The following is a 16,682-nucleotide window of genomic DNA, read 5'->3' as shown; positions in this document are numbered from 1 at the left end:
TTAACGGGACTGCTACCCAATACAAATCGCCCTAACCGATGTTTTAGCGGGATGAAACAAGTCATCATCTGCTGTGGCCTGCTCGGCCTGCTGGCCTGTGGCCCGCAGGAAGCTCTTGATACCGCGACCGGCAGCCCACCCGCCGACCCGGTACCCCCCGCTCCGGCCGACAGCATCGTAGCGGAGATAGCGGCCCGCCGAATATCCGGGACGGACTACCTCAGGGGCAACCTGGACTTCGCCCTGCAGGAGGACGGTACGGGAGAGCAGTTGTGGCGCTTTATCCGGTTGGAGCAGGTGGCGGTGCTCTACGACATGCGTACCGGCATACCCTACCTCCGGCTTACCGAAAATGGCCCCGCGACCTTCGGCGTCGTCTTTCCCGACAGCTTGCGGCGGGTGGCCGACGGGTGGACGGACGAGAATGGCTTCCCCTTCGCGAACGTCATCGAATTCGACGGGGAGCGGTACCTGTCCGCCTACGAACTGGCCGAGCGGAACGGGGGTATCGCTTTGCTTACTTCGGGGTACGGCGACGTCCGCTACTTTTCCGCCTTGCTTCTCCAATTCATGAAAGGCAACTGCTATCCGAAAGCCGAATATGCCGGACCGGCCTGGCGGGAGGTCTACCGCCGCCGCCGGGCGAAGGCCGACTAGCGTAGCCGGCCGCAGGTGCGCAAGCAAACTATTTATCCTCCGCGGGCATTTGACATAGACTTCCGTACCACCCTCCGTAAACGTACCCCTATGAAGATCGGCGTTGTCTGTTATCCCACCTACGGCGGCAGCGGCGTGCTGGCCACCGAGCTCGGCCTGGGACTGGCACGGCGGGGGCACGAGATTCACTTCATCACGTACCGGCGGCCGGCGCGGCTGGGGTTCTTCCACGAGAACGTCTTCTACCACGAGGTGGACAGCGGAGCTGACTACCCCCTCTTCGAGTTTGCCCCCTACGAAACCTCCCTGGCCTCCAAGCTCGTCGATGTGGTTGAGAATTACTCCCTCGACCTGCTGCACGTCCACTACGCCGTCCCCCACGCGGCCGTTGCCTACATGGCGCGTAAGATCCTGATGAGCCGCGGCCGCTACGTCCCCTTTGTGACCACCCTGCACGGTACGGACATTACGCTGGTGGGCTCCAATCCGGCCTTCGCTCCGACGATCACCTTCGCGATCAACAAGTCGGACGGCGTCACCGCCGTTTCCGATGCCCTCAAGCAGTCTACCCTCGACAACTTCGAGGTTAGCCGCCCCATCGAGGTGATCTACAATTTTATCGACTTTGCCCGCTTTAAGCGCGACAACAAGGAGCACTTCAAGCGGGCCATCGCGCCCCACGGGGAGCGCATTCTGATCCACGTATCCAATTTCCGGCCCGTCAAGCGGGTCGACGACGTGATTTACATCTTCAAGATCATCAACGACCAGACCCCGAGCAAGCTGCTGCTCATTGGCGACGGCCCGGAGCGCAACAAGTGCGAGGACCTGAGCCGCCGCCTCGGCCTCACTAAGGACATCCGCTTCCTGGGTAAGCAGGACGCGGTGGAGGAATTGCTCGCGGTTGCCGACGTCTTTCTGCTACCCTCCGCCAGCGAGAGCTTTGGCCTTGCCGCCCTCGAGGCGATGGCCTGCCAGGTACCCGTCGTATCGAGTGACGTGGGAGGAATCCCGGAGGTCAACATCGACGGCGTCACCGGCTACACCTCCGGCGTCGGCATGGTCGACAAGATGGCCGAGGACGTACTGAAGATCTTCGAAAGCGAGGAAACCCTCCAACGCTTCCGCGCCGCTGCGCTGGAACAGGCCGAGCGCTTCGACATCAATAACATCATCCCCCGGTACGAGGCCTTCTACCAGAAAGTGCTGGAACACAGCCAGGCGGTACCCGAGGAGCAGGTTCTCGACCGCTAGGCCACTGCCGTGGAGCACATCATCCGGCAATTCGATCTGCGCGGAACGATCGTCCGGGCCGAACCGTACGGGGCGGGCCACATCAACGATACCTACCGGCTGCGCAACAGCGACCCCGGCGCGCCCGATTACCTGCTGCAGTGCATCAACCACCACGTATTTCCCGACGTGGACGGGTTGATGGAGAATATCCGCCGGGTCACCGACCACCTGCGCCGGCGCATTGCCGCCGCCCCGCCGCCCGCCGGTACGCAGACAACCCTGACGGTCAACCTGACCCACGAAGGTCGTCCCTATTGCCATGTGGGCGGAGAGTACTTCCGGGTATTTGAATTCCTGGACGGCCTCCACGCCTACGAGCTGGTAGACAGTCCGGAACGGGCCTATGCGGGTGCCCGGGCCTACGGCTACTTTCTGCGGTTCCTGGACGACTTTCCGGCCGACCTCCTCACTCCGGTGATCCCGGGCTTCCACGATCTTGCCCTGCGTCTCCGGCAGTTGGCGGCAGCCCGCGCCGCGCCGGCGCGGGGACGGGTGGCCGCGGCGGCGGACGCTCTGCGCCGGGCGGAGGGGATGGCCGACCGCCTGCTGACGCTGGATACCGCCTACCGGGCGGGACGCATCCGCCGCCGGGTCACCCACAACGACGCCAAGTTCAGCAACGTCCTGCTCACGCCCGCGGGATGGGGGAAATGCGTGGTCGATCTGGACACCGTCATGCCCGGCGCGGTCCACTTCGACTTCGGCGACGGCGTCCGGTCCGGAGCGGCCACGGCCCGGGAGGACGAGCCTGACCTGGATCGAGTCACCGTCGATCTGGAAAAGTTCCGGGCGTTCGCCGCCGGCTACCTGGAGGTGACCCGCGACGTCCTTTCGCCTGCCGAGCTGGATTTCCTCGGCCTCTCGGGGGCGTATATGGCTTACATTATGGGGGTACGCTTCCTCACGGACTTTTTGGCGGGTGATGTCTACTACAAGGTGCGGTCGCCGGAGCACAACCTCCTGCGCGCCCGCAACCAGCTGCGGCTGGCGGAGGAATTCCTGACCCGCCTGCCCGAACTCGACGCTATCGTGCGGCAGTGATCACCCCGTGAGGCCCAGCACCGCGAGGTACAGCAACGAGGGGCACAGCAGGCAGCCCAGCCCGGTGTAGAAGGTGGCCGTCAGGGCGCCGTAGGGGACCAGTTCGGGATCCGTGGCGGCGAGGCCCGCCGCTACGCCGCTCGTGGTACCGATCAGCCCGCCGAATACGAGGGCGCTGTGCGGGTCGTTCAACCCAATGCGCCGCGCCAGCAAAGGGGTCAGAATGGTCGTAGCCAGGGTCTTGACTACTCCCGTGGCGATACTGATCGCCAGTACCTCGGAGGAAGCCCCCAGGGCCGTACCGGTGACGGGGCCCACGATGTAGGTGCACGCCCCGGCTCCGATCGTCGCCAGGCTGACCGGGTCGGAGTAGCCCATGCCCAGGGCCAGGGCGGCCCCCGCGAAGAAACTCAGCGTCACCCCCAGCAGCAGGGCCAGGGCGCCGGCCGGTCCCGCGTGCCGGATCTTGTCGAGGTCGGCCCCCATCGCCGTAGCCACGACGGCGAAGTCGCGCAGCATCGAGCCCCCCAGCAATGCCATGCCCGCGAAGAGGGGGTAGTCCGCGATCCCCTTCCGCCCCCCGGTGAAGGCCAGGCCGAGTCCCAGCAGGATAGCGAGTGCCACGCCGGGGATCAGGCCCCCCAGCAGGCGGCGGGCCACCCAGAAGGACACCAGCATCATAAGGCCCACAAAGAGGAAGGCGAAGAGCAGGCCGTTGCCGATCAGTACGTCCGTGATGCGCTCGATCATGGGGCGGGCGGTTGGTCCGGTTTGCCGATCCGCGCCAGGAGGGAGACCAGTGCCAGCCCGCCCACCGTTACGGCGATCCCGGCCACGAGGGCCAGCCAGCCACCGGAAAGGGCGGCCCGGGCGTTCTGTACGCTGGCCATGGCCACGATGATGGGGATGTACATACTGCTCCAGAAGAGGATGCCCCCGGTCGTACGTTCGTCCAGCCAGCCCCGCCGCTGGAGCCAGGCGTTGACCACGATGAGCAGGAGCATCGCAAAGCCCACCCCGCCCACGTCGCCGTCGATACCGATCGCCGCCCCCAGCAGCGTGCCGGAAACCTTGCCGATGAGGAAGCACAGGGCGAGGAGGGCTACGCCGTAGATCGTCATGCGAAGTGCTCCTTCAGCTCTTGCTTGGTCACCTTGCCCATCACGTTGCGGGGCAATTCGTCACGGAAGATGAACCGGCGCGGCAGCTTGTACCCCGGCAGACGCTCGCGCAGCCAGTCCGTCAGCGCGTCCGGGTCCGGCGGCGTACCCTCTACGATCATGCAGGCCCCGATCACCTCGCCCCACTCCGGATCGGGCAGGCCGACGACACCGCATTCGCGGATGGCGGGATGAGTGCGGAGGACCTCCTCGATCTCGAGGGCGGATATCTTGTAGCCGCCCGACTTGATGATGTCCACCGAATTGCGGCCCAGGATGCGGTAGTAGCCTTCTTCGAGGGCGGCGATATCGCCCGTGCGGAACCACCCGTCTTCGGTGAAGGCCGCGGCGGTAGCATCGGGCCGGTCCCAGTATTCCAGGAACACGTTATCGCCCCGTACCTGTATCTCTCCGGGCTGTCCGTCGGCTACGGTCTCCCCTTCCTCGTCGACGAGGCGCAGGTCCACGCCGGGAAGCGGCTGCCCGATGTGGCCGGGGCGCCGCTCGTCGGCGTAGGGGTTACTCACGGCCATTCCCATTTCCGTCATGCCGTAGCGCTCCAGGAGCGTGTGGCCGCTGATCTCGCGCCAGGTTTCCAAGGTCGATACCGGCAGGGCGGCGGACCCCGATACCATGAGCCGGAAATCCCGCAGTGCGGCTGAGGTCGCTTCCTGCTCGGCGGCCGGCAGCTCGCGGTAGTACCCGATCAGCTTGTAATAGATCGTGGGTACCGCCATGAATACTGTGAGCTCCCCCGACCGGAAACGTGCGAATACCCGTTGCGCATCGAACGGTGCCAGGAATTCGCAGCAGGCTCCGCTCCACAGCGCGCAGCAGAGAACGTTGACGATGCCGTGCACGTGGTGCAGCGGCAGAATGTTGAGGATGCGGTCGTCCGCGGACCATTGCCAGGCGGCCACCAGGGTCCGGATCTGGGCGGACAGGTTGGCGTGGGTGGTGACCACCCCCTTGGGGCGGCCCGTCGTGCCGCTGGTGTACAGGATCATGGCCCGCCGGCCCGCCTCCACCGTCGGCAGCGCGCCCTCCATGGTCCGCAGGGAACGCAGCGGCCGGAAACTGGTATCGGGCAGGTAAAACAGCGGTTCCAGGAGTTTGCGGAAGGTGCTGGCGTAGATCACCGCAACTGCGTCGGTATCTTCGATCACGTACTGCAGGGAGGGCGGCGGGTGTTTCTCGCACAGGGGTACGGCCACCCCGCCGGCCCGCCAGATGCCCCACTGCACGGCCACGTAGGCGAAGCCGGGCGGCAGCAGGAAGGCCACGCGTGCCTCACCGAGATCGGCCCGCCCGTCCAGCAGGTCGGTGGCTACCTGCCGGGAACGGCGGTCCAGCTCGGCGTAGGTGTAGGAGCGATCGTCGCTAACGATGGCGGTGCGGTCCGCGAACCGGGACGCGCGCGCAATGAGTTCGGACAAGGTAAATTGATTGAAGGCCTGTGGGGTGGGGGGGCGTAAAATAGGGTGTTCCGCCTAGAAACGCAGCAGTCCGTACCCCCGCATTTCGTACATCGCCACCGTCGTGAGCATCGAGGTGGCGATTTCCACCTCCGGGGTGATGCTTTCGATCGGTACGCCGCGGCCCAGCAGAGACTGGCCGCATACCGTCAGTTTTACCCCGGCGGACTTCAGCGATCGGATCAGCGGCAGGTTGGGATTGTCGACGCCGAATCGTTCGCGGTAGTGCGCATTGTCCATGATGCCCACCGTGGCTTCGCCGTGGATGGCCAGCACCACGTCGAGACGCTTGGCTGGTATCCCCCCTACGGAAAAGAGGTTGAGCATGCGGGCCACGTTATACAGGCCCATCCCCAGGGAATCGGGGGCGGAAGATCCGGTCATCACGTCTACGACCAGCCGGTACTCCAGGTCGGGATCGGGAGTCACCGTGGCTTCGGGGATCCGGTAGATGCCCCCATAGGGCACCACGGGGGTCTCCCGGACCTGGGCGGCGAGCGCGGGTGCCCACGAGGCGTGGAGTAGGGGCCCAGCGACGAAGTACAGCAGGAAAAAGAGTCGGCGCATGGCGGGATAGTCGTTTGCACACCGAGTACTGCTCCCGGCGTAAGATCCAAAGGTACGGCACCCACGCAACGGTAGAGATATGACGGTGCCGGGTGAGCCTTTCCGCGCCTGACGGGTATTACTACCTCACCCCAAGGATGGAGTATGGCCCGAGACTGGAACTGGATACCGACACGGCGGCGCTGGCTGGGCTTCGTGCAGGACTACGGTTTTACCCGGGGCCTGCTCATCGTGGTATCCATCATCTCCGTTCTGGTCGCCTGCGGCTACCTCGCCGACCTGCCCACGGGCGTCAGTTGCGCGGTAGGCATCTTCCTGGTATCTATCTGTGACCTGCCGGGCAACAAGGCGGATCACCTGAAGAATATGGTGATCGGCCTCCTGCTGGCGGTGTCTAACCTGATAATTATCCAGTACTCGCTGACGCTGGGGGCTGCCAATCTGGTGGTACTGCCGGTGCTCGTATTCCTTACCTCCTACGTGTCGGTACTGGGGAAACGCGCCAGCTTGGTATCCTTTAGCGGACTCCTCGCGCTGGTGCTCGCCTATGCTTTTCCCAAAACCGGCTGGGCCATCGTTCAGAGCGGAGGCTTCGTCTTTCTGGGTGGGGCCTGGTTCATTCTCCTCAACGTGGCGGTGCATCCCTACCGCTACCGCCGCTACCGGCTGGGCCTGCTCAACCGGGGCCTGCGCCTGACCGCCGACTACCTGCAGCTCAAGGCACGGCAGGTGACCGCGGATCGACCCGATGACCTCTGGCCCGAACTCATCCGTACGCACAACGAGATCAACGAGATCCGTAAGGTCCTTACCGACTATTTCCTGGGGCAGTACCCGGGGCGGGACAATATGGGCCGGCAGTCCCGGGAGGGAGTCCTCTACCTGGAGCTGGTCGACCTGGTCGAGCTCGGGGCCGCCGTCCCCGTCCGTCCGGAAGCCCGGGCCGCCGGGGTGGCGGATACCACGCATGCACTTGCCGCGATCCTGACCGATGCCGCCGGGGCGCTGCGCGACGTAGCCCGTAAGTCACGCCACTTCCGCTCCGCTACGCCGGAGGCCCTGCAGGAGCGCCTGGCCAACGTCCACCGGCACCTGCGCGCCGCCGCCCCCGAGCTGCGGGCCGGGGAAATCCACTGCGCGTATATCCTGTACGATAACGTAGAGAAGCAGCTGACCAAAATCAGGTCCATTGAGGCCCTGGCGGACAGCCGCGAGCCGGTCGGGCATCCCCTGTTTTCCCGGGAGGCGAAGCGGCGCCTGCGGCCGCCCGCGCCGCTCAACGTCGCGGCCCTGCGTGAGAACCTGAGCCCGGATTCGGCCGTCTTCCGGCACTGCGTCCGCCTGTCGGTGGTGGTCCTGCTGGGGTACTTCCTCGGGCAGGCCCTGGGGGTACATAATGCCTACTGGATCCTGCTGACGGCCGTCGTGATCCTAAGGCCCACCTACGTGCAGAGCAAGGAGCGGTCGGTACAGCGGACGGTCGGTACCGTAGCCGGTGCCCTGGTCGCTGCGGGCGTCGTAACGCTGACCGACAACCACGTGGTGTACGCCATCCTCGGGGCCTCGGCCATGCCCTTCGTGTTTATCTTCCTCGACCGCGACTACCGGCTCGCGGCCTTCTTCGTTACCCTCAACCTGGTATTCACCTATGCGCTGCTGCACCCCGATGCCTACACGGTGATCGGGTACCGCGTCATCGATACGGTGATCGGCGCCGGCCTGGCCTTTGCCGCCAGCCGCCTCCTGTGGCCGGCCTGGGAGGGGCGGTCGATCCGCGGGTTGGTAGCCAAGGCCCTGGAGGGAAGCAGCACCTACCTGCGCGAGGAGTCCAACTACGTCAACCAGCGGGAGGACGACCTGGCGTACCGGATCGCGCGGCGTGACGCCTTCGTGCGCCTGGGAGAACTCGACGCCAGCTACGGGCGTACCCTCAAGGAACCGGGAATGGCACCGCCCGTACGCGACCTCCTGAAGCGGGTGGTAGTCCAGAACCACCAGGTACTATCCGCGATCGCCTACCTCGGCACGTACCTGCAATACCACGCCGTGAGTCTGGCGCGGGAACCCTTTTCCATTCTTGTCCGTGACCTCGCGGACCGGTTGCTGGACGGTCACGACCGGCTGACCGGTACGGGTGAATCGCGCGCAGCCATCGATACGGCGGACGCGCTGGCCTACTTCCGCAGCGCCCCGGTGGTGGAGGTGCCGGTGGAGCAACTCCAGCAGAAGCGGCTCTTCCTCGAGGAATATACGTACCTCAGCGGTCTGGTCTCGGAACTATCCGGCACGGTAGACGCCTACGCGAAACACTAGCTCAGAGGCGGGCCATGACGGACTCCCGGTACGTGTCGCTGACGGGAATGCTGGCGCCGTCCACATAGACGGACCGGTTGTCGTAGCGGGTGACGTGCTGCAGGTTGACGGCGTGGCTGCGGTGCGTCTGTACGATGTTAGGGTTGTCTATTTCTTTGACCAGTTCGCCGAGGGACCTACGCAGTACCAGCGGCTTTTGATCGGTCAAGGTTACGCGGACGTATACGTGGTCGGCCTGTAGGTGCCGGATGGTCGCCACGGGGAGCAGGTGCGTAGCCTGGCCGGCGCGCAGGCTGACGGTTTCTTCCCGCCGTTGGCCCTGGTGATTGTGCAGGGCAACGGCAATGGTAGCCAGCAGGCTGGTGGTCTGGATCGGCTTGCTGAGGTAACCGGCGGGAAAGGTGTCCCGGGCCAGGCCGATATGCGCATCGTCAACCTGGGAAGTCAGAAACACGAAGGGAATGGGATCGGGCCGGGCGGCCAGGTAGCGGGCGACATCGATACCGGTTCGGGCGCCACTCAGCCGGATATCGAGCAGGGCCAGGTCGGGCGTTTCCTCCTCGTACAGTTTTACGGCCTCTTCGTAGGAGATAGCTTCTCCCGCGACCCGATACCCGTTGTCACGGAGCAGTTCGGCGATGGTGTCGGAAATGATAAATTCATCCTCAACGATCAGGATACGAGGGCCGGGGGCCGGGGCGGCATAATTCATGGAAAGGGTGGGGGGCAGTGGCCGGCGGCGGGGGCCGGCGGTCAGGACGATAAGGTAGTGGGCACGAAACGGGAAATCTCCATGTTGGGTTCGGCGGTCTTATGTTCGTTCTTGCGACGAAACCAGATCCGGGTGACGGCCCCGTTCGCGTTCGCTGTTTCTACGCGGCCCCGCAGCTGCCGGCTCATACCCTTAAGGAGGTAACTCCCGAGCCCGCTGCTCCGGCCGGCCAGCGCGTCCTCGGACCAGCCGGGACCGTTGTCCTGGTATTCGAGCAGCAGCATCCCCTCGTGCTCCCGGAGGCTGACGCTGATCCGTAGCGGTCGGTCGCCGGCAACTCCGTACTTGAAGCTGTTGGTCAGCAACTCGTTGAACATGGTGCCCAGGGGGATGGCCGTTTCCAGGTTGAACCAGTACCCGTCGAGCGAAAGGTCGAAGGAACAGGCCCGCGGCAGGTCCGAAAGCAGTTCGAAGTGGCGGCAGATCTTCTCGGCGTAGGCCCGAAAGTCGATCTCGCTACTGCGGCCCTGCTGGTAGAGGATCTCGTGTACGGCTGCCATGCTGTAGATCCGGTTGGCCATGTCTTCCAGGTTGGACCGCGCGAAGGGGTCGTCGATCTTGCGCAACTGCATCTGCAGGAGGCCGACGATGATCTGCAGGTTGTTCTTGACGCGGTGGTGAATTTCGCCCTGGAGCATTTTCTGCTGGTCCAGCGATTCGGAGAGCTGCTCGTTGTGCCGCTCCATGCGCCGGCGGTCTTCGCGGGCGTTGCGCGACCGCAGTACGCGGGAAGTATAGAAGTAGGTAAGGATAAGCACGGCGATGACGAGGGCGAAGATGACCGCCTGCCGCTGCTGTCGTCCGCGCTGGTAGGTAATGGTCTTGGCCTGCTCGGCGATGCGGAGGGCCTGCTTCTCGCTCTCGTAGGCGGTCTGGATGGCCAGGAGGTTCTGCCGGTCCATGCGAAGCAGGTGATCGAGCTCGGCCCGGTGCGCCAGGTTGAGGTAGTACCAGGCGGAGTCGGGCCGGTCGAGGTGATGCATGATCTGCGCCCGCAGCTCGTAGACACGGTGGAGGTAGGTGCTGTCCTCCTCGATCACGCGATCGACGTACAGCAGCGACGAGTCGCTGGCCGCCAGCGCCTCCGTCCACTCTCCGGCCTCCACCTTCTGTCCGGCGAGCACCAGCGTCATGGCGAAGTAGTCGCGCAGGCTTCCGGTGTTGCGGTAGTAGCGGGCGGCTTCGCTCACGTGGTACTCGCTCCGCCGGGGATCGGTTTCGCGGTAGCCGACGCTCAGGTTCACGTGGGCAAGCGCCTCCTGCTGGGAATCGTGAAGCTCCGCGGCGACGGTTTGGGCCCGGTGGGCCCAGGGGAGGATCTCTGCGGGGGAACCAAATTGCCGGTAGTAGCCCGCCAGGCGGTTGTAGAGCTCGGGACGGAGGGAACCGAGGTCGTACCGGCGGACGACCGAGTCGGCCCGGGTCAGCAATTCCATAGTACGCGGGGCGATGTTCTGCCGCTGGTAGAGGAAGGCGAGCTGGAGGGTGGCCTCGGCGAGTACCGCTCCGTCGTCGGCCGAGCGGGCGGCGTCGATCAGGTGGATGAGGATCTCGGTAGCCGCCGGATCGAGGCGGGCGCGAATGAGGGCCCGGGCCCGGGTGAGCCGCAGCCGCCGCTGAAAGGAAGCGACGGTAGCATCCCCGGTCGGAATGTCGGCGTCGAGGCTATCCAGCAGGTGCAGTGCCTGGTCGGTATCGTCCGAAGCAATGAGGGCCTGGGCCCGGTCAAGCTGCCGGGCGCGAAATTCAGGCTGACCGGTCAGCGGGCGCGCCAGAAAAGCCAGAAGCAACAATGGAATAACAGAGGGGCAGCGCACGACCGGAGGAGGTATGAAAGCGTAAAAATAGAAAGGGGCGCTGGATACCTGTGTATCCAGCAGCCCAGATGCTGCTGTACCGTTTGGGGATTACTGAGAGACGTTGCGGCTACAGCATAAAGTCCACGTACATCGGGCGATTGGGCCCGAAAGTATTCCGCCCGGACCGCGGAAGCAGCCTGGGCGGAGGGGAAATCCTTCTCCCCAACGGGGGGAGAAGGGCCGCCAGCGGCGGCAAGCACGTTAAAATAGCTCGGATAACTTAAAACCTACGGAATATCATGTGGTAAAAGAGCAATACTTGACTTTTGTAGTGTCCTTTCCTGTATGAAACAAACATACTGGAATCCCCGGGTGCCCGGGAGCGCCCAACCCCTAATGTTCTGAGTCTGGCCATAATTGTTCTGAATGCGGCCCGGCGGCTCCGCGGGGAGAAGTTAACCTAGCGTTCCCCATTCTTTACCTTCAATTTGCACGCGGCTAACCCCCACTTTATAGCTGTGGGAAACCTTTGCGGGAATCATTGACCCCGCACGTATGAAGCCAACGCTTACTCTCTTTTTCCTGTTGCTCTGCACCTGCGTCCGCGCCCAGACGCTGTCGGGCCGCGTACTTGACGATTCCAATTTGCCGCTGCCCGGCGCTACCCTTTACCTGGACGGCGACGGCATCGGCGTCACCGACCAGGACGGCTACTTCAGCCCGGTCAACCTGCCCGTTGGCGAGCACGAACTGAGCGTAACCTATATAGGTTTTACGCCCGCATTTCGTACCGTGACGCTGGAGCGCGGCCGGACCGCTACCCTGGATATCGTACTCCGCCCGGGGGTACAGCTGGCCGAGGTGGCCGTCATCAGCCAGCTGCGGGGGCAGGCCCGCGCAATCAACCAGCAACGCGCGGCGGTCAACATCACCAACGTGATCGCCGCCGACCAGATCGGTCGCTTTCCGGACCAGAACATTGGCGACGCCCTCAAGCGGGTCAGCGGCATCAACGTACAGTACGACCAGGGCGAGGCCCGCTTCGCCAACATCCGCGGTACCGCCCCGCAACTGAACGCCGTGACCATCAACGGGGAGCGGGTGCCCTCGGCCGAGGCGGAGGTCCGCTCTGTGCAGCTGGACCTGATCCCCTCCGACATGGTGCAGGCCGTGGAGGTGACCAAGGCCCTCACCCCGGACATGGACGCCGACGCGATCGGCGGCTCCGTCAACCTGGTAACCCGTGCCGCGCCCTACGAACGCCGCATCAGCGGTACCCTGGGCGGCGGCTACAACTTCCTGGCCGGCAAGCCCTCCGTCAACGGTAGCCTGATCTACGGGGAGCGCTTCGCCAACAACGCGCTGGGTGTGATCGTCTCCGGCTCCTACTTCAACAACCAGCTGGGCTCCGACGACGTAGAGGCCGAGTGGACCTACGCCGACGACCCCGCCGACGCCTACCCCGCCGAGGTGCAGATCCGGCAGTACTACCTGCAGCGGGTGCGCCGTAGCCTGTCGCTCGGCCTGGACTACAAGATCGCCCCCAACCACACGGTCTTCCTCCGCGGCATCTACAACCAGCGCAGTGACTTCGAAAACCGCTACGTGGCCGAATTTACGGATATCGAGCGCGTAGACGGCCAGTGGATGGCCGAGCTGAACCGGGAAACGAAGGCCGGCACCGCCGACGAGAAGTACGCCCGCCTAGAGGACCAGTCGATGGCCACCCTCAACCTGAACGGCGAGCACCTTTTCGGCGACCTCATCGCCAAATGGAGCGTGAATTACGCCCGCGCCGACGAGGAGCGGCCCCACGAGCGTTACCTCGAGTTCGGTACTGGCGAATTGGTGCCGGTCGACGTGGACTTCACCAATCCCCGCCGCCCCTACGTCAGCGCCACCGAAGCTGCCTTCCAGCGCCCCGGCAACGCCTGGGAGCTCGCCAAGCTTACCGAGGAATTCCAGTTCACCAAGGACGAGGATGTGAACGGGCGGCTCGACCTGGCCCTGCCGCTGGCGCCGGTTGGCGACTACCGTAATACCCTCAAATTTGGCGGCCGGGTCCGGACGAAGGACAAGGTGCGCGAGAACGACTTTTACGAATACGAGCCCACCGACGCCGCCTTCCTGACGGACGCCCTGGGCCACTTGGTCGACCAGAGCCGCGACAACTTTCTCGCCGGCGACTACGCCTCCGGCGCCTTCGCCGACCGGGAGTACGTAGGTAACCTGAACCTGACCGGAGCGGGCTTCGAAGGCGCACGCGACCTGAGCGAGCTGGCCGGCAACTTCAGCGCCTCCGAAAACATCGTTGCCGGCTACGCCATGCTGGAGCAGCAGCTCGGTCCCCAGTTGCTCGCCGTGGCGGGCCTGCGGGTAGAGCGGACGGACCTGAACTACGCCGGCTTCCGCTACGACGAGGCGGAAGAAAGCCTGACGCCCACCGGCGCCGCCACCTCCGCGTATACCAACCTCCTGCCCGGACTGCACCTGAAGTACCAGCCGGAGGAGCGCTCCGTCTTCCGCTTCGCCTACACCAACACCCTGGCGCGGCCTAACTACTACGACCTGGTCCCGTACCGATCCCTGGACGACCGCGACCGGATCAGCATCGGCAACCCCGACATAGACCCCACGCTAAGCATGAACCTCGACCTGATGGCCGAGCACTACTTCGGCGGGGTGGGCATGGCTTCCGCGGGGCTTTTCTACAAAGATATCCGCGACTTCATCGTCGACCGGCGGCTGACGGACTACTCCTTCGAGGGGCGGGTCTATGACCGCTTCACCCAACCCGTTAACGGCGGTAACGCCCGTCTGCTGGGGCTGGAACTGGGCCTGCAGCGGCAGCTCGACTTCATCGCGCCGGCCCTGGCGGGGGTGGCGGTCTACTTCAACTACACCTACATCGACTCCCGGGTGACGGACTTCAACTTCGACGGCCGCGAGAGCGACGGGATCAGCCTGCCCGGCTCCCCGCGCCACACCCTTAACGCCAGCCTCGGCTACGACACCGGCAAGCTGACCACGCGGCTCAGTTTTAACTACGCCTCGGACTTTATCGACGGGGTAGGGGAAGAGGCCTTCGAAGATGTCTACTACGACCGGGTGACCTACCTCGACTTCAACGCCAACTTCGCGGCCACGCCCCGCCTCACCCTGTACGCCAACGCCAACAACCTGCTCAACCAGCCGCTGCGCTACTTCCAGGGGGCCAGCCTCCGCACCTACCAGGGCGAGTACTACGGCGTACGGGTAGACGCCGGCGTCAAATTCGACCTGACCCGCTAAGCCCCGCCCGCCCCTCACCCCTACATCTTACCTTATGTATCGTATACTTTCCGCGGCCGGACTTTGCTGTCTGCTCGCCTGCAACACCCCCCACCCCTCCGACCGCGTCGATGCCTCAGTGACCGAAGCCCGCGAAGACAGCCTGGCCCTGGCAGTCGCCTACGCCGGGCAGGCCCTCGTGGGGCAGGCCGTCACCGCCAGCCGGGAAACGGACGTCGCCAAGGCCGCCGCGCTGGACGACGCGGCCGACGATCCGGCGATCTGGATACACCCCGCGGACCCGGCCCGCAGCCTCGTGTACGGCAGTAACAAACAGGGGGGACTGGCCGTCTACGACCTTGCCGGTACGGAGGTCGCCTACTATCCCATCGGCAAGGTCAATAACGTCGACATCCTCACCGGCGTGACCCTCGGCGGCGAAACCTTTGACCTGCTGGGGTGCAGCAACCGGACGGAGCAGTCCTTCAACCTCTTCCGAATCGATCCGGAAACGGGCGCGCTGACTGACGTGGCGGCCCGTACGCTGACGGTGGACAGCAGCCGGATCGACGACGTGTACGGATTCTGTCTCGGCCGCGCCGGCGCCGACGTCTACGCGGTAATTAACGGCAAGAACGGCTTCCTCCAGCAGTTTCTGCTGGTGCCGGCGGCGGACGGTTTCGACGTGGAACTGGTGCGGGAGCACGCCTTCCCCTCCCAGACGGAAGGCATGGTCACCGACGACGCCGGCGGCTGGCTTTACGTAGGGGAAGAAGCGGCCGGCATCTGGAAGCTGCCCTTGCGGACCACGGCGGGGGAGCGCGGAGGGGAGCCGGTGGCCACGCAGCTGCTGGCGCACCGGGTAGGAACGCCCGAGAGCCTAGTGGCCGACGTGGAGGGCCTGGCGCTGTACGACGGACCCGGGGGCACGGGCTACCTGGTCGCCAGTATGCAGGGCAATTTCTCCTACGCCCTGTTTGAGCGGGGGGGTGACAATGCATACGTCAGCAGCTTCAAGATCGTGGACGGGGCGGTCGACGGCGTCGAGGAAACCGACGGCCTCGAGATCGTCAGCACCCCGCTGCCGGGCTTCCCCCGGGGCCTGCTGGTGGTCCAGGACGGCTTTAACTACGACGGCGATACCCTGCGACCTCAGAATTTCAAGTACGTGGATTTCGGTAAGGTGCTTGACGGGATGCTGCTTTCCCGCTAGGGCAGCACGGTCAAGGGTGGCGCTCCGCCCAGGCCGGGTATTCCGCCAGCAGCTCCTTCGGCCAGTCGTTGAGCCAGCTGTAGCCATTGCGCCGCTCGTACTCGATCTCCGACAGGGCGTACTTCACCACGCCGTCGCGGCCCACGAACATCGGGTAGTTGGTACCGATCTCGTAGAAGCGGGCCCAGAGCATTTTGCCGTGCTCGGGATCAAACCCAACGATAAGGTCGTAGCCCTTCGGCAGCAACGGATCGTCTTCGCGAATGAGCCGCAGTCCGGTCAGCTTGACCCGCTCGAACCAGTCGACGGCGGCGGTGACCGCGCGGACCACTTCTGGGCTCGGATCCTCCATTTCCATCAGAAACCTTACGACTCCCACGCTCTCCGATCCGCTGAGCGAGACCAGCTCGTACGCCCGCGCCTTGGCGGGTTCCAGGGTGACGGGATCGTGCTGCGCACACCAGGCGGTGAGCTGCCCGTCAACCCTGACCTGCATCTTCAGGAGCACGTCCACCCCCCGGGTGACGGCCGCCCGGCTGTTGGCCATCCGTTCCGCGTCGACGAAGGGGTACGCGCCCCGGCCCACGTCCCGGAGGAACTCCATCGTCCCGATCATTGCCCCGTCGTTCAGGGTGATGTTTTCGTAGTATCCCTTCCGGATCGGGTAGAACTGTGGCCAGCCTCCATTGGCGTACTGGGCTTCAAGCAGGTAGTCCACGCCGCGCAGGAACGCTTCACGGTAGCGTTCGTCGCCGCGCGACCGGTATACCCGGGACAGGAACCGCAACTCCGGGTAGGTGGCTCCGTTGTCGATCGTGGGGCGGCCGAGATCGTCTTGCGGGTCGGTCTTGGCGGCCGTGATCGCGGTTATGTCTGCCGGCGTGAGGGGGGCGGCCATGTCTGTATTCTTTGGCCAGCCTCCGGTAGCATGCTGGTATACGAGCAGGTTGTCGGCCACGCGCGCGGCCTCCGGCGTACCGTACCAAGCGCTGTCCTGTCGCTGGGCGGCGCGCCAGGTAACCGGGCCGGTAGACTGGGCTCCGAGGGTCAGGGTCGTGAAGAGTAGCAGCAGTAGCGGGATAGGGCAATATCCCCGGGTTGGTGTTGGCATGATCGTAG

The 16,682-nt window shown here is 64.8% G+C and carries 13 protein-coding genes; 6 read left to right on the top strand and 7 right to left on the bottom strand.

What is annotated here, in order from left to right; all coding sequences use genetic code 11:
* The first annotated feature begins 51 nt into the window (after positions 1-51).
* From DQG19_RS07120 to DQG19_RS07110, 3 genes are all read left to right on the top strand, one after another.
* The gene (locus tag DQG19_RS07120) at positions 52-657 is read left to right on the top strand and encodes a hypothetical protein (RefSeq protein WP_116125549.1); all 606 of its coding nucleotides are present in this window, start codon (positions 52-54) and stop codon (positions 655-657) included.
* A 90-nt stretch (positions 658-747) separates the two neighbouring features.
* A complete protein-coding gene (bshA, locus tag DQG19_RS07115; protein WP_116125548.1) occupies positions 748-1,911 on the top strand; it encodes an N-acetyl-alpha-D-glucosaminyl L-malate synthase BshA in 1,164 nt (387 codons plus the stop codon).
* Positions 1,912-1,920: 9 nt separating this feature from the next.
* Positions 1,921-2,994, top strand: coding sequence for a phosphotransferase enzyme family protein (locus tag DQG19_RS07110; protein ID WP_116125547.1), 1,074 nt, complete (start codon positions 1,921-1,923; stop codon positions 2,992-2,994).
* Here DQG19_RS07110 and madM read toward each other — a convergent pair whose 3' ends face one another.
* From madM to DQG19_RS07090, 4 genes are read right to left on the bottom strand one after another with little or no spacing between them, the layout of a single operon-like run.
* Entirely contained in the window at positions 2,995-3,744 is a 750-nt protein-coding gene (madM, locus tag DQG19_RS07105; RefSeq protein WP_116125546.1) for a malonate transporter subunit MadM, read from the bottom strand.
* Positions 3,741-4,115 carry a malonate transporter subunit MadL gene (gene madL, locus DQG19_RS07100; protein WP_116125545.1) on the bottom strand — a complete coding sequence of 125 codons (375 nt, stop codon included), beginning with the start codon at positions 4,113-4,115 and terminating at the stop codon, positions 3,741-3,743. Before madL ends, madM begins: the two co-directional genes overlap by 4 nt.
* Complete coding sequence (locus tag DQG19_RS07095) at positions 4,112-5,590, bottom strand: acyl-CoA synthetase (RefSeq protein WP_116125544.1); 1,479 nt, start codon at positions 5,588-5,590, stop codon at positions 4,112-4,114. The genes madL and DQG19_RS07095 overlap by 4 nt, the downstream gene beginning before the upstream one ends.
* A 54-nt stretch (positions 5,591-5,644) precedes the next feature.
* Complete coding sequence (locus tag DQG19_RS07090) at positions 5,645-6,196, bottom strand: DsrE family protein (RefSeq protein ID WP_116125543.1); 552 nt, start codon at positions 6,194-6,196, stop codon at positions 5,645-5,647.
* Positions 6,197-6,340: 144 nt separating this feature from the next.
* Between DQG19_RS07090 and DQG19_RS07085 the strand changes: the two genes are divergently transcribed.
* Positions 6,341-8,509, top strand: coding sequence for an FUSC family protein (locus DQG19_RS07085; RefSeq protein ID WP_116125542.1), 2,169 nt, complete (start codon positions 6,341-6,343; stop codon positions 8,507-8,509).
* A 1-nt stretch (position 8,510) separates the two neighbouring features.
* Here the strand turns inward: DQG19_RS07085 and DQG19_RS07080 are convergent, their stop codons facing one another.
* Positions 8,511-9,221: a LytR/AlgR family response regulator transcription factor gene (locus DQG19_RS07080; protein ID WP_116125541.1), complete on the bottom strand. Its 711-nt coding sequence runs from the start codon at positions 9,219-9,221 to the stop codon at positions 8,511-8,513.
* Positions 9,222-9,262: 41 nt separating this feature from the next.
* A complete protein-coding gene (locus tag DQG19_RS07075) occupies positions 9,263-11,098 on the bottom strand; it encodes a sensor histidine kinase (RefSeq protein ID WP_157974374.1) in 1,836 nt (611 codons plus the stop codon).
* 537 nt (positions 11,099-11,635) lie between these two features.
* Between DQG19_RS07075 and DQG19_RS07070 the strand changes: the two genes are divergently transcribed.
* Positions 11,636-14,371: a TonB-dependent receptor gene (locus DQG19_RS07070; protein WP_116125539.1), complete on the top strand. Its 2,736-nt coding sequence runs from the start codon at positions 11,636-11,638 to the stop codon at positions 14,369-14,371.
* 34 nt (positions 14,372-14,405) lie between these two features.
* Positions 14,406-15,563: a phytase gene (locus tag DQG19_RS07065; RefSeq protein ID WP_116125538.1), complete on the top strand. Its 1,158-nt coding sequence runs from the start codon at positions 14,406-14,408 to the stop codon at positions 15,561-15,563.
* Between the two features lie 10 nt (positions 15,564-15,573).
* On the opposite strand, the gene pelA is transcribed toward DQG19_RS07065, so the two are convergent.
* Positions 15,574-16,674: a pectate lyase gene (pelA, locus tag DQG19_RS07060; RefSeq protein WP_116125537.1), complete on the bottom strand. Its 1,101-nt coding sequence runs from the start codon at positions 16,672-16,674 to the stop codon at positions 15,574-15,576.
* Positions 16,675-16,682: the final 8 nt, after the last annotated feature.

Origin of the sequence: Lewinella sp. IMCC34183 (assembly GCF_003390915.1) — a bacterium.
Lineage (GTDB): Bacteria > Bacteroidota > Bacteroidia > Chitinophagales > Saprospiraceae > Neolewinella.
This window is presented reverse-complemented; position numbering and strand designations above follow the sequence as displayed.

Excerpts from the sequence above, each read along its gene's own strand:
- madM (WP_116125546.1), bottom strand. The coding sequence starts at position 3,744 with ATGATCGAGCGCATCACGGACGTACTGATCGGCAACGGCCTGCTCTTC.
- DQG19_RS07090 (WP_116125543.1), bottom strand. The coding sequence starts at position 6,196 with ATGCGCCGACTCTTTTTCCTGCTGTACTTCGTCGCTGGGCCCCTACTC.
- pelA (WP_116125537.1), bottom strand. The coding sequence starts at position 16,674 with ATGCCAACACCAACCCGGGGATATTGCCCTATCCCGCTACTGCTGCTA.
- bshA (WP_116125548.1), top strand. The coding sequence starts at position 748 with ATGAAGATCGGCGTTGTCTGTTATCCCACCTACGGCGGCAGCGGCGTG.
- DQG19_RS07070 (WP_116125539.1), top strand. The coding sequence starts at position 11,636 with ATGAAGCCAACGCTTACTCTCTTTTTCCTGTTGCTCTGCACCTGCGTC.
- DQG19_RS07065 (WP_116125538.1), top strand. The coding sequence starts at position 14,406 with ATGTATCGTATACTTTCCGCGGCCGGACTTTGCTGTCTGCTCGCCTGC.
- DQG19_RS07080 (WP_116125541.1), bottom strand. The coding sequence starts at position 9,221 with ATGAATTATGCCGCCCCGGCCCCCGGCCCTCGTATCCTGATCGTTGAG.
- DQG19_RS07085 (WP_116125542.1), top strand. The coding sequence starts at position 6,341 with ATGGCCCGAGACTGGAACTGGATACCGACACGGCGGCGCTGGCTGGGC.
- madL (WP_116125545.1), bottom strand. The coding sequence starts at position 4,115 with ATGACGATCTACGGCGTAGCCCTCCTCGCCCTGTGCTTCCTCATCGGC.
- DQG19_RS07120 (WP_116125549.1), top strand. The coding sequence starts at position 52 with ATGAAACAAGTCATCATCTGCTGTGGCCTGCTCGGCCTGCTGGCCTGT.